This window comes from Paenarthrobacter sp. AB444 (assembly GCF_028736865.1).
GTDB lineage: Bacteria > Actinomycetota > Actinomycetes > Actinomycetales > Micrococcaceae > Arthrobacter > Arthrobacter nicotinovorans_B.
In genome coordinates this window covers 16002-40799 of sequence record NZ_JAQZBY010000012.1, presented here as the reverse complement: position 1 = coordinate 40799, position 24798 = coordinate 16002, and the positions used below count along the sequence as shown (strand labels likewise).

The following is a 24798-nucleotide window of genomic DNA, read 5'->3' as shown; positions in this document are numbered from 1 at the left end:
ATGGGAAGTTCCTTTCCCGGCGCGACGGCAGTGTCCGAGGTCAGCATCTACGACTGGCCGGGTCTGGACGGCGCGGCAGGCGGATCGCCGCACCTGCATACCGCCTCCACCGAGGCCTATGTGGTCCAGCAGGGCACGGGACGGTTGGAAACGCTGGACTCCCGTGGATTCACCTCAACCCCCCTGGCCCCGGGCACCGTGGTCTGGTTCACGCCCGGTACCGTGCACAGGGCCATCAACGACTCCGGTGATCTGAGGGTGCTGGTGGTGATGCAGAATGCAGGGCTGCCGGAGAATGGCGACGCCGTGCTGACTTTTCCGCCAGAGCACCTGGTGGACGCCGAAGCCTACGCCCGCGCCGCGTATCTGCCCACTGCAAACGCCGACGGCGGTGACCTGGCCGCAGAGGCGGCTGCGCGCCGTCGTCGGGATCTGGCGTTGGAGGGGTATCTCGAGCTGAAGGCGGCAGTCAAGGCCACCGGCGTCGGGGCGCTCGCCTCGTTCCATGACGCAGCGGCGCGGTTGGCCAGCGGCCGCGCCGATGTTTGGCGGGAGTATCTGGCCGGGGGAGCGCAGCGGCAGGCCACCCTGACCGGCAGGCAGCTCGACTCCCTCGATGCCGTGGAAAGTTTCTACTTGCAGGATGCGAGGACTACGATGGGCGAACGGAAAACCCGCAGGATCTATGGCATGTGCGGCCGGATCCAGGCGTGGGAACTTTCCGAAACTGACATCGCCAAGGGGTGATCCCTGGCTGGAAAGGTGGGGACCGATGGCCAAGCAGGACTCGGGGCGGGCCACGATCAGCGAGATCGCCCGGGAAGCCGGCGTCTCGGTGCCCACCGTTTCCAAGGTCCTCAACGGCCACGCCCACGTGGCAGCAGCGACGCGGGCCCGGGTCGAGGAGATCATCGCCAAGCGCGACTATGCGCGGCGGCCGGCCAAGCGGAGCAAAAAGGCCGGTCTGGTGGACCTTGTGTTCCCCGGCATGGGTTCGGAATGGGCCTGCGAAATCATCGAAGGCGTGGAGCGCGTGGCCCAGGAAGCCGGATATGGCACCGTGGTCAGCAGTCTGTCCTTGGACGGTTCGAGGATCCGCCCCTGGTTGTCCAACCTCGCCGAGCGGAAGTCCGACGGCGTGCTGCTTGCCGTTTTCGGATTGGAGTCCAAGCAGATCCAGCGCATCAAGTCCTTGGGCATCCCCGTTATCCTGATCGACCCGGTGGGTCAGCCGGGGCCCGACCTCATGACCGTGGGGGCGGCTAACTGGGATGGTGCCTTCTCGGCAACCGAGTACCTGTTGAAGCTGGGGCATACGCGGATCGGCATGATTGGTGGCCGCGAAGACCTCCAGTGCAGCGGTGCACGGGAGGACGGCTACGTGGCTGCGCTGCGAAGGGCCGGAGTGACTGTTGACCCGGCCCTGATGGTGCCGGGCGATTTCTCGACTGAGTCCGGGGCCCGGGGGACAGAGGCCCTGCTGGCACTGTCCGAGCGGCCCACCGCAATCTTCACCGGCAATGACGCGCAGGCGCTCGGAGCCTACCGGACGGCACGCTCAGCAGGGCTGCGGATACCCGAGGACCTTTCCATTATTGGCTTCGATGACATCCCCGCCGCGGAATGGATCGAACCCGGCCTCACCACCATCCGCCAGCCCGTGGTCCAGATGGCCGAAACCGCCATGCGCGCGCTCCTTCGGCACCTGGAGGGCGACGAAGAGTTGCCTCAGCGGATTGAACTGGGAACGGAACTGGTGGTGAGGGGGTCGACGGCGGCTCCGGCCGCCTAGGCTCTGTGTCTGGATCAGCCCCGGCCCATGGACGTGGACGGGTCCTCGCCGCCTTCTGAGGGGTCTGCCCGGAGGGAATCCGGATCACCTTCAGGCAAGCCTGCCGGGCCGGGGACATCGCCCGAGGCAGAAGGTACGTCCCGATCGCCTTCGCGGTCCTGGTTGATGTCGCTGTCTGTCACGCCTTGATCGTGGTGGACGTGCTCTTCATGAGTCTCGCCGTGGCCGTCCACGGCGAAAGAACGCTCATCGGCTTGTTCCTCCGGCGTTTCCGAGTCCATGGCGTTGGAGCCTTCGCTGATGGACGAGTGGACCTGAATGTCGTCGTCTTTCTCGCCGGGTTCCGGGACATTGTCCTTTTCCACGGGATCGGAAGTGCCTGCCAGATCTTCCATGGCATTTTCAGTGGCCTTGCGGATGCTGTCTTCTACGCCCATCTGATGACTCCTTTGCATGAATGGTTCATTGTTGGGCCGCGGTTTGGTGGGCCGCGCTTGCATAGTAAGCCTACTTACTTATTGTGTCTCCTGTAAACGTTGCCGGGGTTGACAAAACGGGATGTTGCTGGGGACGTTGCCGCAGGTCAGGTCGTCTTGCGATGCACTTTGTACCGGTGATCGTTGGGCGATAAGGTATTGCCAGACCGTTTTGCAGAGGGCGGCCCTTTTCGCTCCTTTGCTGTCTGCTGGGGACGCTTTTCAGTCAGTAGGAACGTGCATGGTCAACCCCCTCCCCGAGCAGGAAGCTCTCCAGAACGGATACTTTTTGGATCTGGTTCTGGGCAGCGAAGACGTTGAGGCATTTCTCAGCGATCTCGCAGCTTTCTCCGCCGAGAGTCTCTCCCACCCGGAGAGCCCCGTCTTCAGCGGCATCACCGTATTACGCCGCAAGAAGTCGGCTACCGCTGCCAGCAGCGACGAGCGTGCACGCGTCATGGATCAACTCCAGAGCACTTTTGACGGTCCCTGTCTTACGGCCATGGACAAACTCACGCCTGTGCTGGTTGAGGACCTTCTGAGCGAGCACCGCTGGCCCGAATATGTCCGGGCTGCCTCAGACCAGGGCCTGCGCTCGATCCTCAGTGTGCCGCTGATGGTCGAAGGCGACACCCGCGCTGCCCTGAACCTTTACTCAGAGAAGGTCAAGGCTTTCAGTGATACGGACGTGGAGCGCGCCGAGGTCTTTGCCCTGCACGCGTCCAAGTCCCTCCGGCTCGCCCTGAAAATCGCCCAACTCAGCGACGCCCGGAACGACATGGCAGCGGCAATGCAGTCGCGTACGGTGATTGACCTGGCGGTCGGCGCGATCATGGCCCAGAACCATTGCAGCCAAGACGAGGCGTTCACCATCCTCCGGACTGCTTCCAGCAACCGGAACATCAAGCTGCGGCACTTGGCCAAGTCCATCATCGCCGCCGTTTCCTCGGGGAAGATCACCACGCACTTCGAGGAGTGAACCCCCAGCCCCCAAAGTCCGCCCTGTGACCCCGTTTGGTAACCCGAGGCAACCATGGAGCAGACTGGGTTGGGTGACCGCCAACAAACCCCGTCCCGGGCTCGCCATTGCTGCGCTGAGCCTTGGAACGGCGCTGAATCCGCTGAACTCATCCATGATCGCCGTGGCATTGGTGGTCCTCCGGGAGCACTTTGCGCTCGATGTCGCCACGGTGACCTGGGTGATTACCTCGTTCTACCTGGCATCGGCTGCGGGCCAGCCCCTCATGGGCAGGCTGGCCGACCGATTCGGTCCCCGTCGGCTCTTCATGTTCGGCATGGCCTTGGTGGCGGTCACGTGCGCAATCGCCCCCTTCCTGCCCAACTTTGCCCTGGTCTGTGTGGCCCGCGCCCTCATGGCGGTGGGCACCGCAACCGCCTACCCGTCCGCCGTCGTGATGGTTACCGAGCTGAGCAAGCTGGCCAATCTGCCGCCCACCCGACCGCTCGGCCGGATCCAGATGGCGAATACGTCAGCCGCCGCGGTGGGCCCGGTGGTGGGCGGTCTGTTGGTGAGTTTGGTGGGATGGCAGGCCCTGTTCGCGATCAATGTGCCTATCGCCTTGCTCGCGCTCTTCGTTGTCCGTCAGACCGCTCCTGCGGATTCTGGCCGGGAAACAGGTTCCTTGGGAACTCTCATCCGCGACTCCGACATCCCCGGCATCCTTGCCTTCGTCACCTCGCTCATGCTCGCCATGATGGCCCTGCTCAACGTACTGCCGGGATACCGCTGGTACCTGCTGGGTGCCGCTACGGTGATTGGCGCGCTCTTTGCCTGGCGCGAGTTGAGGTTCCGGCCCCCGTTCCTTGACCTGCGCCTGTTGGGTCGGAACCGGCCGCTGCTGCTGGTCTACCTGCTCTTCGTCGTCTTCAGCGGCGTGTATTACTTCGCATTCTTCGGACTTCCGCAGTTGCTGCAGGAAGCAGGCCATTACGACGCCGGTGTAGTAGGGCTGCTGATGCTGCCCCTTGCGGCGTTGTCGGTTGTGGTGACGCCGCTGACGGTGCGGTTCATTGAGCGTTTCGGCGTCCGTTCGGTGTTGATCACGGGGGTGTTGATACTGACCATCGCGGCGGGAGCACTGGGGTTCCTGACTGCGACCCTGTGGGCGCCGGTGGTCTTCGTGCTCACTGCGGTGATGGGCGTTCCGTATGGGATGGTCAGCACGGCCTCCAACCAGGGTCTCTATGTGTCCGCCCGGCCGGAGGAGAGGGGAGTGGCAGCGGGTATCTTCCAGACCTGCCGGTACCTCGGGGCCATCACAGCGACTGTCCTGATCGGTGTGCTCTACGGCTCGGGCGTGAACCAGGCCAACTGGGGTTTCATGGTGCTGGTGATGCTGGGGCTCAGTGCCGTGGTGTTGGCGCTTGCGGTGATGTGGCGGAAGCCCGCCACGTAGCGGGGGCAACGAAACGGGACCTTGGCTTGTGCCAAGGTCCCGTCCGGTTCCTAACGCCTAGCGGTTGAGAAACTCCGCATGCTGGCGGTGTGCCTCGGCCACCTGCTCGCGGATCTTGTCCACGTCCTTGGCCTTGTTCCTGTACTTGAGGGGCATCTGGACGATCTGTGCTTCCTCGGCCGTCAGGGCGCGGTAGATGCGTTCGCGCTCGTTGGCGTCGGCCGTGTAGTCCAGGTCCAGGTAGTCCACCGCGTGCCGGCGGGCGTTGTTGATCGCGGTCTGGGCCTTGCCTGCCGGGCTCAGGAGCGACAGTGCAACGGTGATGATCAGCGTTCCGACGATCACCGACAACGAGAAGCCGGTGGTGATCTCGATGACGTTGACGTGCTCGCCGTCGTTGATGAACGGCAGGTTGTTCTCGTGAAGGGCGTGCAGGATCAGCTTGACGCCGATGAACGCGAGGATGGCTGCAAGCCCGTAGGAGAGGTAGATGAGGCGGTCCAGCAGGCCGTCGATCAGGAAGTAGAGCTGGCGCAGGCCCATCAGTGAGAATGCCGTGGCCGTAAAGACGATGAACACATTCTGCGTGAGGCCGAAGATGGCGGGGATGGAGTCGAGCGCGAACAGAATGTCGGTGCCGCCAATTGCCACCATGACCAGCAGCATGGGAGTCAGGGCACGCTTGCCGTTGACCATGGTGAAGAGCTTGTCGCCGTCGTACTTATCCGTGGTGTGGAAGAACTTCTTGGCCAGGCGGATGATGAAGTTGTTCGCTTGATCGTCGCCGTGGTCGCCGGGCTTGAGCAGGTTGCCGGCCGTGAGCAGCAGGATCAGGCCGAAGATGTAGAACACCCAGGCGAACGAGTTGATCAGCGCGGCGCCCAGGAAAATAAAGCCGGTGCGGGCGATCAGCGAGAACACGATGCCGAACAAGAGGACCTTCTGTTGATCCTCGCGCGGCACCCTGAAGCTCGCCATGATGATCAGGAATACGAACAGGTTGTCGACCGAGAGTGCCTTCTCCGTGATGTATCCGGCGAAGTACTCGGAGCCCATCTGGGCTCCGCCGAAGACCAGTACCAGGATGCCGAAAATGACAGCCAGCCCCACGTAAATGGAGGACCAGATGGCTGCTTCTTTGAGCGATGGGACGTGGGCTTTGCGGATGTGGAAGAAGTAGTCAAAGGCTAAAAGCGCCAGAATGACGACGATGGTGATGCCCCAGATGAGGGGTGAGACGGTCATATGATCCTGCTTTCGTGAGGCGCGCGAGTGGTGTTGCTCACCGAGGGTCAAACTCGTGGAATCAAATTTACCGGGTCCGTCACCTCGGCGAGTAACTGCAGGGCTCGTGGAAAGTACTTGACAGTTTGGAAAGTACTTTCTTAGGCTCAATGCACCAGACCAACTTCTTGGGGGAACAATGACAGAAAACATCAGCGGGCCATCCGCCGCCGAAGCCCGCGAACTCCTGGCCCGGGCGGAGGCCATCAGCGCCACGTCCACCAATGCCGCCGCGTGGCCGGTCGCGGTGACCTTTACCAGCCTTGCGATCCTGGGTTCCTTGCTCATGATCGGCATGCACATAGTGCTGGTCACCGGCTATGGCGCCGCGTTGCTGGCTTGCTCCGTGGGCGCCTGGGCTGCCGTGACGGCCAGCATCTGGCCCATGTTCCAGCGCTCCACCAAGGCCGGTTTCACCAAGCGCTTCCTGACATCCCTGTTGGCGTACTTTGCCCTGTACGTGGTGGCACTCGTCGTGGGCGCATCTGCCTTCCGCGACGGCAATCTCTGGTTCTACATACCTGCGGCGATTGCTTTGGCCGGCATCGGCCTGGCCGCGGCCTTCCGTGAGCTGCGCGCATGACGACCCCGGCGGAGCACCCGCGCCACAAGCTCAACGAACTCGTGCACTCACCCGTCCGGTTCTCCATCATGGCTGCCTTGGCGGGGGCGGAGTCGATGGACTTCAAGGACATCCGCGATGCCATCCAAGTGAGCGACTCCGTCTTGAGCAAGCAGCTGGCCACTCTGGAGAAGGCCGAGTACGTGAAGATCAAGAAGAGCTTCGCGGGCAAGATGCCGCGGACCTCGGCCAGCCTCACTGCCTCCGGGCGTGAGGTGTGGGCGGCGCACTTGCAGACGCTGCGGGAGATCGCGGGCGGCTGACGGTTGGCTCGCCGGGAAGCGTACGACGGCGAGACGCGGCTTTAGGGGCGCTTAGCCGCCGGGCGGGTAAGCGCCCGGCGGCTAAGCGCCCCTAAAGGGTTTTTTTCAGGCGGAGGTGGTCACTGCCGCCGGCGATCCGGGGTTTGGTGTGAAGCCATGCCAAGATGCCAATGAGCGGCAGGGCGAAGATCAGTAGCGCCCATACAGTTCGCGTTGCTTGGTCAAGGCGTTTGTCACCAAGAACGTCGAATAACCCCCAAATGATCGATCCCATGACAAAGAGTGCGGCGGCTCCCGCCAGGATCGCTGGTATCCATTGCAAAGCTTCCATGCCGTTCCCCCTTGAACATGCTGTTTCCCTGCAATGTAGCAGCCGGCCTAGGTGCCGAGCAGTGCCCGCACATATGAGCTAAGGTCTTTCGTGACCAAGAGCGTGGGAGCTGATGGGACTCGCGTGGCGAGCCACATGAACACTCGACCATGGGAACCGGCGACTAACCCCCGGACTTCAGGAAGTTCAAGACTCCACCCGACGGTTGCGACGCCGTTGATGGCTATGGACGTCGGCTGAGCGCTGGCACTGGCGAGTGCCCGGAGCAGTTCCGTGGGATTCGTGGCAACCATTTGACCAAGACCAAATCGAACAAGTTCCTTGGCTAGAAGGTCAATAAGCTGCCCGGCACCCAGTGGATGGTTGAGAACGGGCTTGAGGGTGACCAACCATTCTGTCGGTGGGCTGGTTTCACCTTCAATAGGCGGATGGTCGAAGCGTGCATCGACCACGAGCCCTGTCTCGACTTCCGCTGGACCCGAGATGGAGAGCGGGCTCGGCGCGGTAGCAGAGAATCCGTAGGCGAACTGGCCGAAGTCCTCCGCGCGGGAGCTGCGAGCTCGGCGGGCATCCTCCGATACTGAATAGTCGTTTGCCGCTTGATACATGGATCCACCCATACGACTGATTCTCCACCTACTTCGAGCTTTAAGCGGGAACCCGCCACCGCGGCGATCCCTAGCCGACGCTCACCAACGCCTGCTCGATCCGCCCCAACAAGCCCGGCCAACCGTTGCCCATGCCCTCGATGGCCTGCCGTCCCATGGGTGAGTCCAGGTTGAAGCCAGCGTGTTCGAAGTGAAGTGTTGTCCCGGCGTCGACCGTTTCCAGCCTCCAGGTGATGGTCGTATCCAAAGTGCCTTCGGCGAAGACGAAAGTGATCGACTCGCCCGGTTCGACGGCGGTGACTTCGCACTGCTGCTGGCCCCAGGCGCCCATGTCCATGGTGAAGCGGTGCCCCACGACGGGCGCGATGTCCCCGGGCGCCCACCAACGGGCCAGGAGCTCTGGCGTCGTAAGCGCGGCCCACACTGATTCTTTGGGGTGGGGGAAGGTGCGCTCGAGGCGGATGGCGTTTTCAGTCATGGGTGTTTTCCTGTTCAGTAGATTCGTCGTCCAGCAGATCGGCCAAGGCATCAAGCCGCTGGTTCCAGTAACGCTCGTAACGCTGCAGCCAGCCATTGACTTCACGCAGTCCTTGCGGCTGGAGGTGGTAGATCCTGTGCCGGCCTTGCCGTTCCTCGCGGATCAGCCCCGCCTCTTTGAGGACGGTCAGGTGTTCCGACGCCGATGAGCGGCTGAGCTCCAGTCGACCCGTCAGTTCGCCCGCGGTCAGGGGACCGGCGAGGAGGGTGTCGAGGATGGTCCGCCGCGAAGGGTTCGCGAGGGCGCCGAAGACGTCGGAGGGCACGTGAAGATGATATGTCGGAAATTTCCGAAATGACAAGCAGTCCGCTAACGCCAGCAGCCCGCCGTCGTGCCTTTAATGCACGACGGCGGGCTGCCGCGACTAGATCAGATGGCCGGTTGATGCTGCGTGATGCAGTGGATCCCGCCGCCGCGGGCGAAGATCGCGCGGGCGTCCACGGTGACTACCTTGCGTCCCGGATAGGCCTGCTCGAGGATCCGCCGGGCTTCGGCGTCGGCGGGGTCATCGAAGCTGCAGGCGATCACGCCACCGTTGACTAGAAGATGGTTGATGTAGCTGTAGTCCACCCAATCGAGCTCGTCGCGCAGCGTCTCAGGGGCGGGTACTTCCACGATGTCCCACGTGCGTCCCTGCGCGTCCCGGGTCCGGGCGAGCATCGCGATGATGTCCGTCGTGACCTGGAAGTCCGGGTGGGCAGGGTTGCGCTGGGAGTGGACCAGCAGGACGCCGGGTGACGGGATGGCAGCGACGATGTCCACGTGCCCTCGCGTTCCCAGGTCCTGCGCGTCACGGGTCAATCCACGCGGCAACCAAATGACGTGCATAGCGCCGATGGTTCGGGCCAGCTCGGCTTCGACGTCGGCCTTGCTCAGCTCAGGATTCCGGAACTTGTCCAGCTGCACAGTCTCGGTGACCAACACCGTTCCCAGGCCGTCCACCTGGATCCCGCCGCCCTCATTGACCAACGGGCTCGGGATCAGCTCGGCCCCGGCGTGGTGCACTACCTTCTCACCGACGTGCGAGTCCTTGTCCCAACGGGCCCAGTCCTGCTGGCCCCACCCGTTGAAGACCCAGTCCACCCCGCCCAGCCTGCCGTCGTCGCCGATCACGAAGGTGGGCCCGATGTCCCGCATCCACGCATCATCGAGGGGCGCTTCCACCAGATCAATCTCCGGCGAGAGGTAGGTCCGCGCGATCTCCACATCCGGCGGGTCAACAACCATGGTGACGGGCTCGAATTCCAGCACGGCGTGAGCCACGGCGGCCCAGGCGGTGCGGGCCTCATGGGTTTCCTCGGCAGTATTTCCTATCGAAGAACGCTCCGGCGGGAATGCCATCCAGACCCGTTCCTGGCGGGCCGTCTCGCTCGGCATCATCCAATTCATGACCGGCCCACGGTCTGAGCGGCGGACGTGGCGCCGTGCGGGTGTTCGAAGTCGACATCGCGGGTGAGTTCGGCGTACGTATCGGGACGACGGGTGGTCAGGAACGGGAACAGATCCAGCCAGTCCTTGCGCTGGTCCAGGTCGAGGTCGGCCACCAAAACGGCTTCCCGGTCCCGCGGCGCCTGGACCAGGACGCGGCCGTAGGGATCGGAGATGAACGAGGAGCCGTAGAAGGTGATGTCGCCTTCGTCGCCGGTCCGGTTGGGGACCACCATGAACGTGCCGTTCGTGATGCCGTGGCCGGTGATGACGTGCTGCCACAGCGGCTGGTGGTCGAACTCAGGGAAGGTCGGTTCCGAGCCGATCGCCGTGGGGTAGACCAGGATTTCGGCGCCGCCGAGCGAATACAGCCGCGCGACCTCCGGGAACCATTCGTCCCAGCAGGTAGGAAGTCCGACGGCGGCATGGTCCAGTTCCGCTGGACGGTACACCGGGTAGGCATCTTCGGCAGGACCGGCCCGGAATTAGGTGTCCTCGTAGTAGCCCGCGCTGACCGGGATGTGGGTCTTACGGGTCCGTGCCAGCAGTTCGCCCTGGGGTGAGACGAGGATGGCCGTGTTGAAGCCGAGTCCGTCGCTTGCGTCTGCACGCTCGTAGAGGGATGCGTGGACTGTTACGCCATGCGTGCGGGCCGCGGTGGCGGCGAACTCGAAGGTGGGGCCGGTGAGCAGGTCTTCGGCATTGCGGCCGGGGTTCTTGTCGGCCCTGACGTTTGCCGGGTACTTCGAGAGGGTGAGTTCCGGCAGGAAGACGGCGGCAGCACCGGCGTCGGACGCTTGGCCGATCGCCTGGGTGAGCACCGAGGTGAGTTCGGCCGGGTCGTTCCGCCAGTGGTGCTGGACCAGGGCCACGCGGAGCGGCTTGCGGGTGGTTTCCTGGCTCCGGGCGAAGGATACGGGCGGTTCGGTGTTGACGATGATGTCCATGGTGGTGCGTCCTAACGGGACCCTAGGGGTCCTTGCATGACGGTTCGATTCCGGCGGAATCGCGTCGTTTGATGTGTGGGAAGTTCATTTGCCCAGCCCCTGTGTTGCGGTTTGCTGGGGGCTCGCGGGGCGTGCTGCGGTGAGTGAGTCAATTGCGGTGGTCAGCAGCGACCGGGCGTGCTCGGTGGTGATGAATCCGTTGAGCCAGCGGCCGGAGATGCCCTCGACCAGGCTGGTGAGGATCTCCGCGGTCACTGCGGCTTCTTCCTCGCTGGTGCCTTCGTTGGCAGCGGCGAGAGCCTGTGCGATCTCCCGGTTCCACTCCGTAGTGGTCCGGGACAGCGGCTCTGCCAGTTCCTGTTCGAAGATGGTGCAGGCCCTGAGTTCGTTCCAGGCCACCGAATTCCTGCGGACGTCGGCGTCGTCCTTGATTTCATCGAGGAGGAGGTGCCGGACGTGGCGGGAAGGATCCACGGTGTTGGGGGAGGAGGGGTCGTCCTTGCTGACCTGCTTGTTGATGTGTTCCAGCGTTGCGGCAAGCAGGCCGGCGCGGTCAGTGAAGTGGTAGTACAGCAGGCCCGGTGAGACCCCGGCCTCTGCAGCGACATCGTTGACCCGCATTCCCCGCACGCCGCTCCGGGCGATGCACGTGGTGGCGGCGTTGAGGATCCTGACTAATTTTTCACTCATGGTTTGACAGTAATACGTGCTCACCTCCTGCCTGTGCGGACTCGGTGTTGAGGGCAGCTTCCGGCCAGATCCATTCGGCGAGCAGGTAGCCGGCACCGCCTATGAGGGTGGACCCGATGAAGCTGAGGTCGATGCCCCCGGCGAGCTGCGAGAGCGGCCCGGTGTAAAGGGACGTGTCGGTTGCCAGCAGGCCGAAGGCTGAGCCGATTGCCCACGGGATGACGGCCCGCAGATTCCAGCCGTTGCTGAACCAGTACCGGCCACGCGGGCCGTTGGCGCGGAAAAGCTGCAGATCCTTGGCGTGGTACTTGCCACGGCGGACCAGCAGGAAGCCCAGGACATTGATGGCCACCCACGGCCCTGCGAATCCGTTGAGCACAAGCGTCATGGCGGTGATGGAGTCCACCGCGTTGAAGACGAACACCCCCAGATAGAGCAGTCCGACGGCGATGACCGACGTGATGAGGGTGGTATGGATGCGGCGCAGGCGGGGGAAAAGGGCTTCAAGGTCCAGGCCGCTGGCGTAGAGGTTGAGCACACCTTGGCCGAGGCCGCCCGCCAACGCGATGATGAGGATCGGCAACAGGTACCAGGCCGGGGCTGACCTCACCAGGTCCGCGACGTAGGAACCGCCGAGCTCGGGGATGGCCGAGGCCGTGAAAGCGCCGAAAAGCGCTGTGACAAACAGGCCAAGGAAGACGCCGAGGCAGGTTGCGGCGACGACGGAACGGTCCGAGTGGTCCTTGCGGGAGATCCGCCGGCTGTAGTCGCCCAGCGTTGGGGCGTAGGACAACGGCCCTCCCACGGAAATGACGGCGGACAGGATCCAGGTGGGCCAGAAGTCGCCAAGGAGGAACTCCGCGTGCACGTTCGTGGGGCTGAAGGTCGGAGCAAAAGCGACGACGCCGATGAGCAGCAGAATGCCGACGACGGGCGCCACGAATTTCTGCATGGCTACCACCGTGCCGTGGCCGAAGAGGGCTACAAGGACGATCTCCAGGGAGATCACTGCGTAGCCGATTGCCAGGGTGGTGCCGTCGATGGGTATTCCCAACAGCCGTTCGGCGGCGGCGACCAGGGCGTCACCGGAAGTCCAGACGGCGATCGCCGCATAGGCCAGGGCGAACAACAGGGTGAGTCCGGAACCGATCAACCGTCCACGTGTACCGAAGTGCGCGGCGCTTGAAACGGTGTTGTTGGTGCCGGTCCGTGGTCCCAGCAGGGCCATGGGGGCGATGAGGGCTGTGCCCACTACCAGTCCTGTGAGGCTGGCCGTTGCGGCGCCGACGAAGTCCAGACCGAAGGTGATTGGAAGCCAGCCGAAAACGATGACGGAAAAAGCGAAGTTGCCGCCGAAGAACACCGTGAAGAGATTTCGAGGGCGGGAGGTGCGTTGGTCGTCGGGAATGTACTCGATGCCGGCCGACTCAATGCGGCCAAAGCGGTCCTTGTGCGCGGATGCTGCACCGGCGGAATCCGCGTCTTTGCGAATGCGCGTGCTGATCATGGCAAGCCTTTCGTGAGCTGCATCACTCGATGCGATGGTGACAACTGTAATCCTGACTGAATTTTCAGTCAAGACGGTTAGGAGTGGTGGGAGGCTAGGGTCGAAGCCATGGGGGAGTTGTTGAGCGGAGTTGTCGATGCCGGTTTTGACGAGTCGTTGGCGGCGGGACCGGAGGGGCCGGTTCGGCTCCGCTGGTATCGGGCGGCCTCTGGTTTGACGGCCACGGAGCTTGGTCCAACGGTGGTGTGGGCCCACGGTGGAGCCTTCTTTGCCGGCGGTCTTGATCAGCCGGAGGCGCACGACGTTGCGCTCGCACTTGCTGCTCGAGGTGTCAGGGTTGTGACGGTTGATTACCGTCTGGCGCCGGTTCCTGGGTTGCCCCGGTTCTTAGCGGGATCGGCGCGGGCGCGTTTTCCGGCGCCAATGGAGGAGCTGGTGACGGCGCTCCGACACGTAGGCTCTCGGTCTGAGGGACGTCTGATCCTTGGGGGAGCGAGTGCGGGGGCTTGCTTAGCTGCTTCGGCGGCGCTGCGTACTTTGGGGACGGGCCTGGAGCTGAGCGGCGTCGTCCTTGCGTACGGATTCTTCCATTCTGTGCACCCTCGGTCAGTTGAGATTCGACGACGGGTACGCGACCACCGCCGGGTGACGCACTCCCGCTGGGTTCTCAACGCTGTGAACCGGAACTACGCGGGATCGGATACCGCTCTGGCTGACCGATTCGCTTTCCCTGGAGGGCATGATCTCACCGGGTTCCCGTCCACGCTCATGATCGACGCCGACCGGGATGTCGTGCGCGCTTCTGGTGAACGGTTCGCGGAGGAGCTTCTGGCGGCGGGGGTCGAGGTTGAGCGCCACGTTCTCCCTGAGTCTCGGCACGCGTTCCTGAACCGGCAGCGGCTCAAAGAGTTCACGGCGGCCGTGGATCTGATGGCGGCGTGGTGTCTGAGTCAAGAGAGGCCGACGTAGGCGTGTTTAGCTGAGTCCTGGGATGACAGTCTCTTTAGCAGAACCCTAACGAAATTCTCGAATTGCTGCACAGTACGCATTGAAGTGTCGCCTCGGTCCGAGCATGACTAATATCAGAGACGGCATCTCGTTTGCCGGCCAACACGTACTGAACTTTTGCCGATTCTCATCGACGTCTAGCATTCGAGCCGCTGAGTGCCGCTTGAATGGCGTTTCTATAAACGTTGGCTGCCGGCAGGTCTACGTTCCCAAAGCGCTCCTGCAACTTTGAAACAGAGGTAGTGTGCTCGACTTCTTGTTTGAGCTTGACCGGTTCCCCGTCGACTCGTTCATCGGGGGCGACATGATCGTAGCCCATGAAAGTAATGGCGTGTGGTTGCAGGGGGACTGTGGTAAGACCCTCTTTCCCCCCCAGTCGCATCATTATGCGATCATAAACGGGGGAGGGGCAGACGAAAAATAGACCTTTTTTGCACGCCTCCTCTCGTTGCAGCAGCTGGCCTTTATAGATTAGTTGGGGGATAATTCGTTTGGAAACGTTCTCCCAATTCAAGCCCGATTTGCTTTCAACTTTTGTTCGATCTGGTTCAAGCATGGCTGTTCGGCTGGCGAGATAATTGCCGATAGTGTCAATAGTCTGCACCTCGACAGCCACAAATTCCGCGAGTGAACCGTCGGGATTGAGAAGCGCAAGAATCCAATCAACAAAATATGACCCCCCACCGGACCGCTGAGGGAGGCGTAATTCGCCACCCCATCCCTTTCCGAACACAGCGACTACCGAGTCACGGCGTTCTATGGCTGCGGCTGCAGCCTGGGCACCTGGAACCAGTTCCAGGCCAGGTCCAAAGGCCTTATTAGACACGTGCTGAAGAATTTGATGATCGTCTGCGTAAAGCCGAATAGGACAAATGATAACGGGGCGGTCGGACCTGATCATTTTTAGAGTGCACGCCCCCGTGGGCGTGCCGTCGATCACCTTAGTGCAACCCTGGTGCTGAAAAGGGCAGTCGCGGTGCTCCGCAGAATGGATAGCTTCCGGGGAACGGTCCGTGGCGCGGTATCCAAAAAACTCGAATAGATGCGCCAAGCTACACCACTCTCGTCAATTCGATGACGCTGACTCCTAGTGCACGAGAAACTGAGCGGCCAACAGCGGCGGCTAGAAGAGGGGGAACAGCATTTCCTACTTGTTCATACTGTTCCACCCGCGAACCCGTGAAAACGTAGGTGTCGGGGAAGGATTGGATTCTTGCCGCCTCCCTTACCGTGAATGCTCTGTCTTGGTCGTAATGAAAGTATGCGCCCCAGTGAGGATCACACTTAGTGAGAATTGTAGATGCCAAGCCTTCGGGGTGAACGCGACCATATCTCTTGGTATGGTCAGAACGGCGAGCCTGTTTCATACCTGACGGAAGTAGTTCGAAGGGAATATCTGTCCAGTTACCACCGGGCGGAATGTGTCGTAATCTTTCCAGATTGATCTTGCCAAGGCGGGCGGCCTCGTGGTTCCTCACACCGTCCGAACCAGCGCGCAGGACACGCTGATAGTCGTTCTGTGGTCTGGTTCGATATTGTTTCGTCTCATCACCTTCCTCACCGTTACGCAAAACAGGCAAGTCTCCAAGAGCATCATGGACTGTTGTGTGGGAAGGCAATTCAAGCGATCGGGGCATGGCCACAATGTTTCGCCCGCCAAATTTAGATGTGAAGTTGACTCGCATCGGGGCCGAGTGAATAGGATCAGGAAACGCCTCAAGGGGGTTTCCGCCGTCCCGAAGACCCAAGACAATGGTTCTCCAGCGCGTTTGTGGCACCCCAAATAAGGGCGCATATAGAATCTGTACATCCGCAGAATATCCGAGAGCGCGCAGACTTTCGAGAATAGCCTCGAGCGTCGCACCGCCTTCGAAAGAGACGAGACCAGGCACGTTTTCGATTAGTACGGCTCTGGGCTGGAATTCCTCGACAAACCGCAAATATTCCCGAAACAGGTGGTTGCGACGATCCTCTGAGCTGCGCTTCGGTGCATTGATGCTGAAGCCCTGGCATGGTGGGCCACCAGCGATGAGCGCAAGCTCTCCGCGTTTGATGTTCAGGCGGTCGCGCACCAGAGCAGCGTCGACTTTTCTGATATCGCTGCTGTCTACGATGGCATCCGGGTGATTCGCCTGAAAGGTGCGGGCGTAGGTGCCAACAAGCTCGTTGGCGTAGAGGCTCTTGAACCCTGCCTCCCTCAAACCTTCCGAAAGCCCGCCGGCCCCAGCAAAGAGGTCGATCATCTTGAGTGGCTCAGCGGCACGACGGATGGAGAGGTCACTAGGCATGGGAACTACTCTAGCGATTCCCTTGGACCTTTTCGGCGCGGCGTGCCGTGACTGTGATCCACTCCATCTGCAATCGTCGACTTCGCGCGGCCAAGTGCTGCACATGCCCTGTTGCCGAAATTTCCTTCGCTGGGGCAGTCGTCGACCACACGCGGTCTCGTTGACGGTGGATCTAGTTCGCTGCCTACAGGTGCTAAGTGACCATCACGGACCTTGACGTGGATCGCATCGATGGAAATTGCTGGCAGCATCCGTTCCAGGGCAAGGTTCTGCCACTCGCTCAATTCCGCCACGATCTTCTAGGTGATCCTGGAGACGGTGTCCTTGGAAACTTTTGCTCCGAATACATCGGCATGCGCCGAGATCTCGCGGGTCGCCTGGATCCGGGCACGGCCCGTCATGAACGCACAACCACAGTGTATGCCTTCTGCTCCAATTTGAGGCGAGGTGAGATCGGCCAAATGTAAGATCTTCGTGGGCAGCCGAGGAGTAAGTGCATAACGGTAGTTCGCTCAGGCTGTCTCCAGTTGAAATGCCCTTGCGACTTCGCTGATTGTCAGTTCGTGGCGAAGCTTGCAAGCACTGTTCTGATTGGCAAAGAGGCCCTTTTTCCAAAAAGCGTCGGCAACATTGACTGTCTTGTCCCAAATCACGGGCACCACATACTCGTTTAAATCGGATCCGTCTGACTGCGACTCTCCAGAGTCGAGACCGTAATCTGCGTGTAAGTCGAGATCGACGAACCGCGTCTGCACTCCGTTGACACCGAGGGTTGCCACTCGCGCGGGGGAAGCGGGGCCAGCAACGGTTCCAACTCCTACGTAGCCGCTGCCCGGAATGCAGACGAAAACACGCGCGCCCACGGGCAATTTCCTCAGGGAGCGTGAATACCATTCCCCACCGCCGGCGGACACGAACCCATAGGTGCGTGCATCAAGCCAATTCCGGGTGTTGTTCTCTAGTCCGAATGCGACATACCAGTCTCTCCCATTCCAAGGAGCCTTGCTCGATGCACGCTTTCCGCCGGCACTTTGAAGGTCTGGATGGGCATCTTCGATAAGCCATGTTCGTGCAAGGTACGAATTGCCTTGGTCAGCGAAGTACCGAAAGAGCATGACATTTATGGGAACGGAGTAAGAGCCACTCAGGTACTGCACGATGCGCTCCGTGCTATCGTCCAAGTCGCTGGCGACAATGGTGATGGAGTGTGCTTCGTTCAAGTCGTCGGGAGTGGGGGTGCCTCCGAATCTGTCAGAGAACGCGACATCGAAATCATCCTCGGGATGGTGTTTCTGGAATATTTCTCGCACATCATCGTTGGAGAGAAGCTGAACCCAGGAGGCGTAGTCGAGGGCTTGTGCGACGACTTCCCGAGGCGTCCTGTCACGCTTGAGTTCGATGATATGCACGGACCCCTCAACATCAATTCCTAGAATGTCGATGAACTTCCCGTAGCTGGTTAATACCTGATGGCCCAGGATTAGAAGTTCTGTTTCCAGTATTGCTGGGTCATCGAGTATAAGCTGTTCTAGGCGCGATTCGTAGGGCATCTTCGAAGGGGCGAGCTGTGTGGCTCTATCGGTAACGCGCCAAAGCCCAATCTCAAGTGGCATGGCATCAAGCATATCGGTCTTTGTTTCGAGACCCACCAAAGCCGTCGACTCTTGTCGTTTCTGAGTAGTAACCCTCTCATCCTTGCGAGAGCCAATGGGGGCTCGTCGGGCGATGAGCCGGAGTCCTACCCGGCCCGATGAGGATCGACGAACAGCGCCCGGTTCTCTTTCTGAATTTGTCTCAATATGGGGTCGTCGGCAGTTCGCGGCCACTCGAATGTTACTTGAAGTCCTTTGGACTAGGCGGTCCTTTTACTCAAAGACTTCCGCGGGAACGATCTCAGTCTCATTTATCCTGTGGCCTGGCTTGGTCAACTCCAGGCTGGCTAGGTGCTTCTGCAAGCGGTTGGACATGGGTAAGAACGTACTCAACGTAAGGCCGCCAGACAGCACCGCGCCGACGACGGGGATTGCCTTCGCCACCCCGCTGGCGAAAAGCTTCTTCGTCATACTAACTCCGAGATAGCCGGCGACCTTCTTCACAACTGGGTAGATGACTCCTTGTGTGAGGGCCTTCTGCGGCAGCTTTTTGGCGACGTTAGCGGCGACCATGGCAGCCACCTTGGACACTCCACTCTGGGCGATTTGAACGCCGAACATGACGCCGACAAAGAGGACTAACATGCTTTCCGTAGCCTCGTCGATTTCTTCACCTTCGTCGGCGAAGAGGTCCGGCCAGCTGTAGATATAGGCGAGCTTTTGGGAAATCCGTAGCATGTGGCCGAGGTACTGGATCAGGTCGGCCGGAACAGTGCCGATCATCGCAAGCCCCCCAGGGATACCTGATAGAGCTGACAAACCGGTGACCTTGCTTGTCTCATATTTGATGGAGGTGTTCGCTACCTCAGTTATGACCTTTAAAGGGATTCCAGCGGCAGCAGGGCTCTCAGCGATTGCCTTCTCAATCTGCTCCTCGGTGCAATGGCGCTTCAGCGCCGTCCGGAGATATGTGTCTCTGTTGATTCGAACCCCCGGCAATTTTGCCGCAGCATCCAAAATCTGCGTGAAATTCAAGCCTAGGCTTTCCACCTCTTGTGTTTCGGTCATTTGTAGATCGTAGCGAGAAGTTTCCGCCGCGGCGGCCTTTTCCGAAGAACAGGTCGAGCATCCTGTAGATGAGCTGCTGGCCGCGTGTCGCGGAGGACTTGGGGGCAGGTTGCGACGGCGAGGTAGGCGTCGCGGCCGGTGGCCTCTCAGGTCCAAATCGGAGGCGATCCCCGTCACATATTGACTGTGACCCACCTCACCGTCACACTAAAATGAACGCTATTCATTTCCGTTCATTAGGCGAGCGACCTCTACCCAGATCTTGCCAGCCACCCCAGCACTTCAGGATCCCGGTGACCCCGTAGATCCAGTCGCAGCTACGAAGTTCTGCAGCGTCGCAGCTTCAAAGCACATCAGCATCACGACCGAGGACCCCAAATGACCCCGACGTTCAATACAGATACACCGGCAGGCGAGAAGCCTGTGGGGCCGACATCCGACCAGCCAACCGCCCAAGGTTGGCGCCGCGTTCTGGGCGTTCCTTCGCTCGTTCTGCTGGGCCTGGTGTACATGGTGCCGCTGACCATCTTCAGTACCTACGGCATCGTCGTCGAGCTGACCGGCGGCCGCCTTTCCGCGGCCTACGCGGTGACGTTGGTAGTCATGCTGTTCACCGCCCGCTCCTATGGCCGGATGTCGCAAGCATTCCCGTTCGGGGGCTCCGCGTACACCTATGCAACCCGATCATTCGGAGCCGGACTGGGCTTCATGGCCGGATGGTCACTGCTCCTTGACTATCTGTTGCTCCCGATGATCAACTACCTCCTCATCGGCATCTACATGGAAGCTGCCTTCCCCGCGATCCCCGCCTGGGTATTCATGATCGTCTCCATCGCGGCGGTGACGGTGCTGAACATTCTCGGCATCACGGCGATCGCCAAGGCAAACTTCGTTGTCGTCGGACTGCAGGGGCTGTTCATAGTGCTGTTCGTCGCCCTGGGACTCTCGTCCATCACCGGCGCGGGAACCGTCGACTTGTTGGCGCCCTTCACTGGAGTCGACGGCGCTGACGGCCTCTCGCCGATATTCGCGGGCTCCGCCATCCTCTGCCTCTCCTACCTGGGCTTCGACGCCGTGTCCACGTTCGCCGAAGAGACCAAGGACCCGAAGCGAAACCTTCCCCGTGCCATCATGATCACCACGGTCCTCGCTGGCGTGATCTTCCTCGGTCTGGCGTACATCAGCCACCTCATTCTCCCGGTCAGCACCTTTAACGACGTCGACGCTGCCGCGATTGAAGTGATTGGCGCAGCCGGTGGAAATCTTTTGGTCGCTTTCTTCACCGCCGCATACATCGCAGGGAGCCTCGGGTCGGCTCTTACGTCCCAGGCGTCGGTGTCGCGCATCATTCATTCAATGGGTTGTAGCGGGGTCTTCCCGGCAGCTTTGGGTCGCTTGCACGAACGATTCCGCACTCCCGTACTGCCGATCCTTCTGACCTCGGCCGTTTCCCTCCTGGCCTTCGTCTTGGACCTTCTGACCATCTCGTCGCTGATCAGCTTCGGCGCGCTCGTAGCGTTCTCGGTGGTGAATCTGGCCGTCATCAAGCACTACTTCATTGACCAGAAGGCCCGCGGAGCCAGGGGAGTAGTTCACAACTTGGTGCTGCCCGCTATCGGGTTCGCGCTGACGGTTTGGCTGTGGACGAGTCTGAGCGGGTTGTCGATCGGCTTCGGTCTGGCGTGGGCTGCCATCGGCTTGGTATGGCTCGCCTACCTGACTCGTGGGTTCCGCAGGCCGGCACCTCAGCTGGACTTGAAGGAAGCCTAAAAGTCGTTGCTTCCCGCCGATGACGTTAGGCTTCTTGGACGACATCGTAGGGGGAACGATTGTGAAAATGACAACCGCGCGGAAGCTCCGTGTTCTGAATATTGCGGCCTCAGTCCTGCTGATAGCCGTCTTGACTCTGCAATTCACCAAAGTGATGGATGGGTTCTGGAGCATGGCACTCCTCGTGCTGATCGGGGCCCCGACGACGGCGGCTTGGGTGATTCTTGAGCGGCGCCAGGGCGCGGAGAAGATGAGGGACGGCGCGTAGGTCTTCCGGCGGCCATTGCCTGACAGTCCCGCCTGTGGAACCCTCGACTTGATCCTGTCGCCGGGGTGACGACGGGCAGCTGGGAAGGAACCCGCGCATGGGACGCATCCACATTGACCTGTTCACCACACTCGACGGCGTCGCTCAGGCACCTGGAGGGCCGGAGGAGGACCCTACCGACGACTTCGCATTCGGCGGCTGGCAGGCTCCACTTATTGACGAGGTTGTTGGCGAGCAGATCGATTCAGGTATGGACGGGATGGACGCGCTGCTCCTTGGACGGCGCACCTACGACATCTTCGCCGCGTACTGGCCGCACCAGGGCGGTGGAATCGCGGATCTGTTCAATCGCCTTCCGAAGTATGTGGCCTCGCGTCAGTCGCCAGAGCTTGAGTGGAAGGGCTCCACGCTGCTCGGCGCCGACACGGTAGCCGGGCTGCGGGAGCTCCGCGAGAAGCATCAGAACATTCACGTCATCGGAAGCCTCGACTTCGTCCAAACCCTTTTCGCGGAGCGCTTGTTCGATCAACTCAACCTGTGGGTCTACCCAATCCTTCTCGGAACCGGGAAGAAGGTGTTCGCCGGAGGGGTCGTGCCAACAAACCTCCGGCTTATCGAGCCAGTGGTGGCCTCGCCGAAGGGCGCAGTGATGCAGCGCTACGCAGTGGTCGAGGGAACGCCTGGCGTGGGAAATATGGCGGAGATCGATCAGGCGTAAGGGGTGCCAAAGCCGACAGCCAGACATGGCTTACGGTTACGTCGATCGAAGCCTGCGTCGTTCGCCCGCAGGAACCGCAGGATCAGTCTCTATATAGGTTGAACGCCGTCGTTCAAGGCGCGTCAACATCCCAGGGCTTGGGATGCGGGCGCTCTTACGCCGATTGCAGTGGCTACAGGCGGCAACGAAGTTTCGCAGTGACGTCGCTCCACCTTTGGACCATGGATAGAAATGATCTCCATGTTCCGCAGTTCGGGTGCAGCGCCTCCCGTAGCTCGTTTCCAATTCACAAAGTCCGCCAGCTCTGAGCATTCCTTCGCGACGCTGATACCGCGTGAACCGACGCTGCGGATCACGACGCCGAACATCGCTTGTCCGCAAGACGATAGCTACAAGTAGTAACAACGCAATGAAGACGGCAGGCGGCCAGATGGCGCTCCAGAGCCCGCCAGCTATCCCTTGTACGACGGTACCGACGGATACCGAATCGAAGTCGCGAATGTCCCGGGGCGTGGATAGGGAAAAGTAAGCAGCCCCGAAGAGCCAGAGCGCAGAGACAAGGACGAGCAGGCGAAGAAATTGACGCGTCCAATAGATACGTCGCAATTCAGATCGAAATGACTGGCCCTCGGTCATGCCGTGACGTTAGCAGCAACGCCCTCCGTTCATAAGGAGGGGCCGGGCAAACGTCAGTCCGCCGCAACCCTTCCCGCCACATACTCCGCGTCCAGCCCTACGCCGCCAACGATCGACGAGTAATGCCGGGTCAACCAAGGCAGCCCCACCACATACAGCCCGGGAAACTCCGTCACTCCCCGTGAGTGCTTCGGATAGCCCCACTCGTCCACCAAGGGCAAGTCCACGAACCCGAAGTCGAGTTGGTAGCCGGTAGCCCACAACACGGACGTAATGCCCGCCTCGGTCAGGCTCACCCGCGAAGGCTCCGCCGGCAGCCAGTCATCGGCCTCCGCAGCGGCCTGCTCCGGCGCATCGATTCCCGCTGCCGCAATGTACGCATCAATCGCCTTACCCGTCCGCTGTCCGAACGCGGACTCGACTGCCGCGAGGCGTTGGGGGAGGTCGTCGCTGAAGGTGATGGCGCCGTCGTCGACTGCTTCAAGGTGACCGTGCAGGTGCATGCCGCGGCGGCCGAGTTCGCGGAGGTGGATGCTGTGGCCGCCGTCGGTGCCGGAGAGCAGGGGATTGGGCGCGAACCGCAACGCGGGGGAGGGCAGGGCTTCGCGGGTGAGGGCGTGGATGCCGTAGTCGGGGCCGTGTTTACCGGTTTCGAGCATCCAGTAGATGAGGTCGTGGCCGCGGTATCGGCGCGGTGCTTCGGGGACGACGGAGATGGCGAGGTGGACGTCGCGGCCGGCGTCGTGGAGTTCCTCGGCGATCTGCCCGCCCGACTGCCCGGTCCCCACGATCAACACCGCGCCGTCGGGCAACTGCTCAGGATTGCGGTAGTCGTGCGTGTGCAGCTGGGTCACACCGGTTGGCAGCTTGGCGGCAGGGACCTTGGGCACCTGATATGCGCCCGTCGCCAGAACCACCTTCCCGGCCCGCACGCTACCGAGCGACGTCTCCAGCAGGAACCCGCCCTCCGGCGCGGCCGAAAGCTTGGTCACATCGACGCCGGTATGAACGGGCGCGGCAATCAGCGCGGCATACCGCCTGAAAAGGTTCACCGCAGCGTCCCGAGGGATGAACGCGTCCCGGGCGCCGCCGTCGAACGGCATCCCCGGCAGGTCCAGCGAAAGGTTGGGCGTATTCATATAGAAGCCGTCCCAGCGATCCTGAAACGCCCCGCCCAAGGTCCTCCGACGCTCCAAAACCTGATGCTCCACGCCAAGTTGCGACAGCCAGTAACTCGTGGTGAGGCCGGCTTGACCTGCACCGATAACCACCGTGTCCGGGATGCGTCCCATGAGGTGGACTTTACGCCTGGGGGCTGCACGCGAACAGGGGATCGTGGACCCTAAATCTGCTGGCCTCGCCCCGGTTTTTCAAGCAGTTCGCGGAGCACAGCCTCCACTCCAAGAGCGATCGACGGCGCCTTGCCGCCGAGCTTAAACAGCGGCAAGTAGCCCATGTGGCGGGCGGCGTGGTTCGCCATGGCGAGGGGTCCGACGTCGGCCGCTGACAACGGTTCGCGGCGCAGCAGGCGCCGAGCACCGCGCTCGCAGCCAGAGATCTGCATGATGACCTCTAGGTCGAAGTCCCTCAGCACATGACCGATACCGAAACTCCTGGGGGCGGGCACGGACGGCAGTCCGCCCTGCGGGACTTCGGTGGTACTCAATGTGACTGGCCCCCTGGCGCTCGCGGTGTTCCTGTAGGAGGAGTGCGGGGTGAGGCGGGGTCGTGACGCGGAATGCCGTCATGTCTTGCCGCCTCGGGTCACTCACAAGGGGTGCCTTGTGACATCCTTCCTCCCGGGCGCTACTTCTTCAGCCACCAAGAACGCTGGCCCGAGTTCATCGACGCCAACCACGTCTGCGAACCACTTCCGGGGAACATCGACTACATGGGCACGGTGACCTTCATGGACAGCGACGGCCTGGAGTGGGTTCGCGGCCTGGACGGAAAGTTGGAACGGGCCGGGGATAGCCAGGTTACTGCGTGAGGCGTCGGCCCTTGAGGCTTGGGCTCCGGCCTGCGTGCACATCCGATGGATAAAACATTTCCCAGCACTAGCCATACGCTCGAATCCCTGTAGACTTGACGGTGTTGTTGTGTTTGGCATTTGGTAGTTCAGGCAGTCCCGCGGTCCCTCCGGATCGCGACCTTCTGAAGTAACGGTGGAGAACACCCCACACCGGAGACCCGAAAGTCGGGAGAATCTCCACCTTCAGTAAGGACTGAAAAAATGGCTACAGGTACCGTGAAATGGTTCAACTCCGAAAAGGGCTTCGGCTTCATCTCTCCTGAAGATGGCAGCCAGGACGTTTTCGCTCACTACTCTGCAATCAACTCCTCGGGCTACCGCTCCCTCGAAGAGAACCAGAAGGTTTCCTTCGACGTCGAGCAGGGCCCCAAGGGTCCCCAGGCAGTAAACATCCAGGCTCTCTAAGCTTCGGATAACCAAGAAGCAGGGCCGGTCACTGACCGGCCCTGCTTTTTTGTCGCCCGCAGAAGGGAAGATATGTACTAGGCCCACAAAATGGATTCGAAGACATATCC

28 protein-coding genes and 1 pseudogene are annotated in these 24798 nt (G+C 61.4%); 12 read left to right on the top strand and 17 right to left on the bottom strand.

Annotated features, from left to right (window positions below):
- Entirely contained in the window at nucleotides 1-747 is a 747-nt protein-coding gene (locus PQ627_RS15080; protein WP_274262319.1) for a cupin domain-containing protein, read from the top strand.
- A 25-nt stretch (nucleotides 748-772) separates the two neighbouring features.
- The gene (locus PQ627_RS15075) at nucleotides 773-1792 is read left to right on the top strand and encodes a LacI family DNA-binding transcriptional regulator (protein ID WP_274262318.1); all 1020 of its coding nucleotides are present in this window, start codon (nucleotides 773-775) and stop codon (nucleotides 1790-1792) included.
- A 14-nt stretch (nucleotides 1793-1806) separates the two neighbouring features.
- Here the strand turns inward: PQ627_RS15075 and PQ627_RS15070 are convergent, their stop codons facing one another.
- The gene (locus PQ627_RS15070) at nucleotides 1807-2229 is read right to left on the bottom strand and encodes a hypothetical protein (protein ID WP_274262317.1); all 423 of its coding nucleotides are present in this window, start codon (nucleotides 2227-2229) and stop codon (nucleotides 1807-1809) included.
- Between the two features lie 280 nt (nucleotides 2230-2509).
- Here PQ627_RS15070 and PQ627_RS15065 point away from each other — a divergent pair, with 280 nt between their 5' ends.
- Both PQ627_RS15065 and PQ627_RS15060 read left to right on the top strand, forming a co-directional pair.
- The gene (locus PQ627_RS15065) at nucleotides 2510-3247 is read left to right on the top strand and encodes an ANTAR domain-containing response regulator (RefSeq protein ID WP_274262316.1); all 738 of its coding nucleotides are present in this window, start codon (nucleotides 2510-2512) and stop codon (nucleotides 3245-3247) included.
- A gap of 73 nt (nucleotides 3248-3320) precedes the next feature.
- Entirely contained in the window at nucleotides 3321-4685 is a 1365-nt protein-coding gene (locus PQ627_RS15060) for an MFS transporter (protein ID WP_274262315.1), read from the top strand.
- 57 nt (nucleotides 4686-4742) lie between these two features.
- On the opposite strand, the gene PQ627_RS15055 is transcribed toward PQ627_RS15060, so the two are convergent.
- Entirely contained in the window at nucleotides 4743-5930 is a 1188-nt protein-coding gene (locus PQ627_RS15055; RefSeq protein WP_274262314.1) for a TerC family protein, read from the bottom strand.
- Nucleotides 5931-6108: 178 nt separating this feature from the next.
- Between PQ627_RS15055 and PQ627_RS15050 the strand changes: the two genes are divergently transcribed.
- Nucleotides 6109-6552: a hypothetical protein gene (locus tag PQ627_RS15050; protein WP_274262313.1), complete on the top strand. Its 444-nt coding sequence runs from the start codon at nucleotides 6109-6111 to the stop codon at nucleotides 6550-6552.
- Nucleotides 6549-6854 (top strand): winged helix-turn-helix domain-containing protein, encoded by a 306-nt coding sequence (locus PQ627_RS15045; protein WP_274262312.1) that lies wholly within the window; start codon nucleotides 6549-6551, stop codon nucleotides 6852-6854. The genes PQ627_RS15050 and PQ627_RS15045 overlap by 4 nt, the downstream gene beginning before the upstream one ends.
- A gap of 91 nt (nucleotides 6855-6945) precedes the next feature.
- Here the strand turns inward: PQ627_RS15045 and PQ627_RS15040 are convergent, their stop codons facing one another.
- The 8 genes and pseudogenes from PQ627_RS15040 to PQ627_RS15005 all read right to left on the bottom strand — a co-directional run bounded on the left by PQ627_RS15040 (nucleotide 6946) and on the right by PQ627_RS15005 (nucleotide 12903).
- On the bottom strand, nucleotides 6946-7185 hold the full coding sequence (locus PQ627_RS15040) for a PLD nuclease N-terminal domain-containing protein (RefSeq protein WP_274262311.1): 240 nt from the start codon (nucleotides 7183-7185) through the stop codon (nucleotides 6946-6948).
- Between the two features lie 47 nt (nucleotides 7186-7232).
- Nucleotides 7233-7805, bottom strand: a complete 573-nt coding sequence (locus PQ627_RS15035; protein WP_274262310.1) for a hypothetical protein — start codon at nucleotides 7803-7805, stop codon at nucleotides 7233-7235.
- A gap of 58 nt (nucleotides 7806-7863) precedes the next feature.
- Nucleotides 7864-8271 carry an SRPBCC family protein gene (locus PQ627_RS15030; RefSeq protein ID WP_274262309.1) on the bottom strand — a complete coding sequence of 136 codons (408 nt, stop codon included), beginning with the start codon at nucleotides 8269-8271 and terminating at the stop codon, nucleotides 7864-7866.
- Nucleotides 8264-8596, bottom strand: a complete 333-nt coding sequence (locus tag PQ627_RS15025; RefSeq protein ID WP_110505828.1) for an ArsR/SmtB family transcription factor — start codon at nucleotides 8594-8596, stop codon at nucleotides 8264-8266. The genes PQ627_RS15030 and PQ627_RS15025 overlap by 8 nt, the downstream gene beginning before the upstream one ends.
- Nucleotides 8597-8700: 104 nt before the next feature.
- A complete protein-coding gene (locus PQ627_RS15020) occupies nucleotides 8701-9708 on the bottom strand; it encodes an agmatine deiminase family protein (protein WP_274262306.1) in 1008 nt (335 codons plus the stop codon).
- 8 nt (nucleotides 9709-9716) lie between these two features.
- Nucleotides 9717-10706, bottom strand: a pseudogene (locus tag PQ627_RS15015) (nitrilase-related carbon-nitrogen hydrolase).
- Nucleotides 10707-10790: 84 nt separating this feature from the next.
- The gene (locus PQ627_RS15010; protein ID WP_262277704.1) at nucleotides 10791-11396 is read right to left on the bottom strand and encodes a TetR/AcrR family transcriptional regulator; all 606 of its coding nucleotides are present in this window, start codon (nucleotides 11394-11396) and stop codon (nucleotides 10791-10793) included.
- Nucleotides 11389-12903 carry a purine-cytosine permease family protein gene (locus tag PQ627_RS15005; RefSeq protein ID WP_274262303.1) on the bottom strand — a complete coding sequence of 505 codons (1515 nt, stop codon included), beginning with the start codon at nucleotides 12901-12903 and terminating at the stop codon, nucleotides 11389-11391. The genes PQ627_RS15010 and PQ627_RS15005 overlap by 8 nt, the downstream gene beginning before the upstream one ends.
- A gap of 108 nt (nucleotides 12904-13011) precedes the next feature.
- On the opposite strand from PQ627_RS15005, the gene PQ627_RS20020 reads away from it, so the two are divergent.
- Nucleotides 13012-13872 (top strand): alpha/beta hydrolase, encoded by an 861-nt coding sequence (locus PQ627_RS20020; RefSeq protein WP_443192760.1) that lies wholly within the window; start codon nucleotides 13012-13014, stop codon nucleotides 13870-13872.
- Between the two features lie 166 nt (nucleotides 13873-14038).
- On the opposite strand, the gene PQ627_RS14995 is transcribed toward PQ627_RS20020, so the two are convergent.
- From PQ627_RS14995 to PQ627_RS14980, 4 genes are all read right to left on the bottom strand, one after another.
- Nucleotides 14039-14962 (bottom strand): NotI family restriction endonuclease, encoded by a 924-nt coding sequence (locus PQ627_RS14995; protein ID WP_274262299.1) that lies wholly within the window; start codon nucleotides 14960-14962, stop codon nucleotides 14039-14041.
- Between the two features lies 1 nt (nucleotide 14963).
- Nucleotides 14964-16199, bottom strand: coding sequence for a DNA cytosine methyltransferase (locus tag PQ627_RS14990; RefSeq protein WP_274262297.1), 1236 nt, complete (start codon nucleotides 16197-16199; stop codon nucleotides 14964-14966).
- Nucleotides 16200-16711: 512 nt separating this feature from the next.
- Nucleotides 16712-17812 (bottom strand): endonuclease NucS domain-containing protein, encoded by a 1101-nt coding sequence (locus tag PQ627_RS14985; RefSeq protein WP_274262295.1) that lies wholly within the window; start codon nucleotides 17810-17812, stop codon nucleotides 16712-16714.
- A gap of 252 nt (nucleotides 17813-18064) precedes the next feature.
- Nucleotides 18065-18859, bottom strand: a complete 795-nt coding sequence (locus PQ627_RS14980) for a hypothetical protein (protein WP_274262293.1) — start codon at nucleotides 18857-18859, stop codon at nucleotides 18065-18067.
- A gap of 378 nt (nucleotides 18860-19237) precedes the next feature.
- On the opposite strand from PQ627_RS14980, the gene PQ627_RS14975 reads away from it, so the two are divergent.
- The 3 genes from PQ627_RS14975 to PQ627_RS14965 all read left to right on the top strand — a co-directional run bounded on the left by PQ627_RS14975 (nucleotide 19238) and on the right by PQ627_RS14965 (nucleotide 21615).
- Nucleotides 19238-20629: an APC family permease gene (locus PQ627_RS14975; RefSeq protein ID WP_274262291.1), complete on the top strand. Its 1392-nt coding sequence runs from the start codon at nucleotides 19238-19240 to the stop codon at nucleotides 20627-20629.
- A 67-nt stretch (nucleotides 20630-20696) separates the two neighbouring features.
- Complete coding sequence (locus tag PQ627_RS14970; protein ID WP_274262290.1) at nucleotides 20697-20897, top strand: hypothetical protein; 201 nt, start codon at nucleotides 20697-20699, stop codon at nucleotides 20895-20897.
- A gap of 97 nt (nucleotides 20898-20994) precedes the next feature.
- Complete coding sequence (locus PQ627_RS14965) at nucleotides 20995-21615, top strand: dihydrofolate reductase family protein (protein WP_274262288.1); 621 nt, start codon at nucleotides 20995-20997, stop codon at nucleotides 21613-21615.
- Nucleotides 21616-21651: 36 nt separating this feature from the next.
- Here the strand turns inward: PQ627_RS14965 and PQ627_RS14960 are convergent, their stop codons facing one another.
- The 3 genes from PQ627_RS14960 to PQ627_RS14950 form a co-directional block, all read right to left on the bottom strand.
- Complete coding sequence (locus PQ627_RS14960) at nucleotides 21652-21927, bottom strand: HNH endonuclease (protein ID WP_274262393.1); 276 nt, start codon at nucleotides 21925-21927, stop codon at nucleotides 21652-21654.
- A 377-nt stretch (nucleotides 21928-22304) separates the two neighbouring features.
- Nucleotides 22305-23543 (bottom strand): flavin-containing monooxygenase, encoded by a 1239-nt coding sequence (locus PQ627_RS14955; RefSeq protein ID WP_274262287.1) that lies wholly within the window; start codon nucleotides 23541-23543, stop codon nucleotides 22305-22307.
- 50 nt (nucleotides 23544-23593) lie between these two features.
- Complete coding sequence (locus tag PQ627_RS14950) at nucleotides 23594-23917, bottom strand: hypothetical protein (RefSeq protein ID WP_274262286.1); 324 nt, start codon at nucleotides 23915-23917, stop codon at nucleotides 23594-23596.
- A 111-nt stretch (nucleotides 23918-24028) separates the two neighbouring features.
- Between PQ627_RS14950 and PQ627_RS14945 the strand changes: the two genes are divergently transcribed.
- Nucleotides 24029-24241 carry a hypothetical protein gene (locus PQ627_RS14945; protein WP_274262285.1) on the top strand — a complete coding sequence of 71 codons (213 nt, stop codon included), beginning with the start codon at nucleotides 24029-24031 and terminating at the stop codon, nucleotides 24239-24241.
- 243 nt (nucleotides 24242-24484) lie between these two features.
- Nucleotides 24485-24688, top strand: coding sequence for a transcription antiterminator/RNA stability regulator CspE (gene cspE / locus PQ627_RS14940; RefSeq protein ID WP_144662423.1), 204 nt, complete (start codon nucleotides 24485-24487; stop codon nucleotides 24686-24688).
- Nucleotides 24689-24798 lie beyond the last annotated feature (110 nt).

Bases quoted from the DNA above. Each gene is read 5' to 3' on its own strand.
- PQ627_RS15080 (WP_274262319.1), top strand. From the start codon at position 1: ATGGGAAGTTCCTTTCCCGGCGCGACGGCAGTGTCCGAGGTCAGCATC.
- PQ627_RS15075 (WP_274262318.1), top strand. From the start codon at position 773: ATGGCCAAGCAGGACTCGGGGCGGGCCACGATCAGCGAGATCGCCCGG.
- PQ627_RS15070 (WP_274262317.1), bottom strand. From the start codon at position 2,229: ATGGGCGTAGAAGACAGCATCCGCAAGGCCACTGAAAATGCCATGGAA.
- PQ627_RS15065 (WP_274262316.1), top strand. From the start codon at position 2,510: ATGGTCAACCCCCTCCCCGAGCAGGAAGCTCTCCAGAACGGATACTTT.
- PQ627_RS15055 (WP_274262314.1), bottom strand. From the start codon at position 5,930: ATGACCGTCTCACCCCTCATCTGGGGCATCACCATCGTCGTCATTCTG.
- PQ627_RS15050 (WP_274262313.1), top strand. From the start codon at position 6,109: ATGACAGAAAACATCAGCGGGCCATCCGCCGCCGAAGCCCGCGAACTC.
- PQ627_RS15045 (WP_274262312.1), top strand. From the start codon at position 6,549: ATGACGACCCCGGCGGAGCACCCGCGCCACAAGCTCAACGAACTCGTG.
- PQ627_RS15040 (WP_274262311.1), bottom strand. From the start codon at position 7,185: ATGGAAGCTTTGCAATGGATACCAGCGATCCTGGCGGGAGCCGCCGCA.
- PQ627_RS15035 (WP_274262310.1), bottom strand. From the start codon at position 7,805: ATGGGTGGATCCATGTATCAAGCGGCAAACGACTATTCAGTATCGGAG.
- PQ627_RS15030 (WP_274262309.1), bottom strand. From the start codon at position 8,271: ATGACTGAAAACGCCATCCGCCTCGAGCGCACCTTCCCCCACCCCAAA.
- PQ627_RS15020 (WP_274262306.1), bottom strand. From the start codon at position 9,708: ATGCCGAGCGAGACGGCCCGCCAGGAACGGGTCTGGATGGCATTCCCG.
- PQ627_RS15010 (WP_262277704.1), bottom strand. From the start codon at position 11,396: ATGAGTGAAAAATTAGTCAGGATCCTCAACGCCGCCACCACGTGCATC.
- PQ627_RS15005 (WP_274262303.1), bottom strand. From the start codon at position 12,903: ATGATCAGCACGCGCATTCGCAAAGACGCGGATTCCGCCGGTGCAGCA.
- PQ627_RS20020 (WP_443192760.1), top strand. From the start codon at position 13,012: ATGGGGGAGTTGTTGAGCGGAGTTGTCGATGCCGGTTTTGACGAGTCG.
- PQ627_RS14990 (WP_274262297.1), bottom strand. From the start codon at position 16,199: ATGCCTAGTGACCTCTCCATCCGTCGTGCCGCTGAGCCACTCAAGATG.
- PQ627_RS14985 (WP_274262295.1), bottom strand. From the start codon at position 17,812: ATGCCACTTGAGATTGGGCTTTGGCGCGTTACCGATAGAGCCACACAG.
- PQ627_RS14980 (WP_274262293.1), bottom strand. From the start codon at position 18,859: ATGACCGAAACACAAGAGGTGGAAAGCCTAGGCTTGAATTTCACGCAG.
- PQ627_RS14975 (WP_274262291.1), top strand. From the start codon at position 19,238: ATGACCCCGACGTTCAATACAGATACACCGGCAGGCGAGAAGCCTGTG.
- PQ627_RS14970 (WP_274262290.1), top strand. From the start codon at position 20,697: ATGACAACCGCGCGGAAGCTCCGTGTTCTGAATATTGCGGCCTCAGTC.
- PQ627_RS14965 (WP_274262288.1), top strand. From the start codon at position 20,995: ATGGGACGCATCCACATTGACCTGTTCACCACACTCGACGGCGTCGCT.
- PQ627_RS14960 (WP_274262393.1), bottom strand. From the start codon at position 21,927: ATGCTCAGAGCTGGCGGACTTTGTGAATTGGAAACGAGCTACGGGAGG.
- PQ627_RS14955 (WP_274262287.1), bottom strand. From the start codon at position 23,543: ATGGGACGCATCCCGGACACGGTGGTTATCGGTGCAGGTCAAGCCGGC.
- cspE (WP_144662423.1), top strand. From the start codon at position 24,485: ATGGCTACAGGTACCGTGAAATGGTTCAACTCCGAAAAGGGCTTCGGC.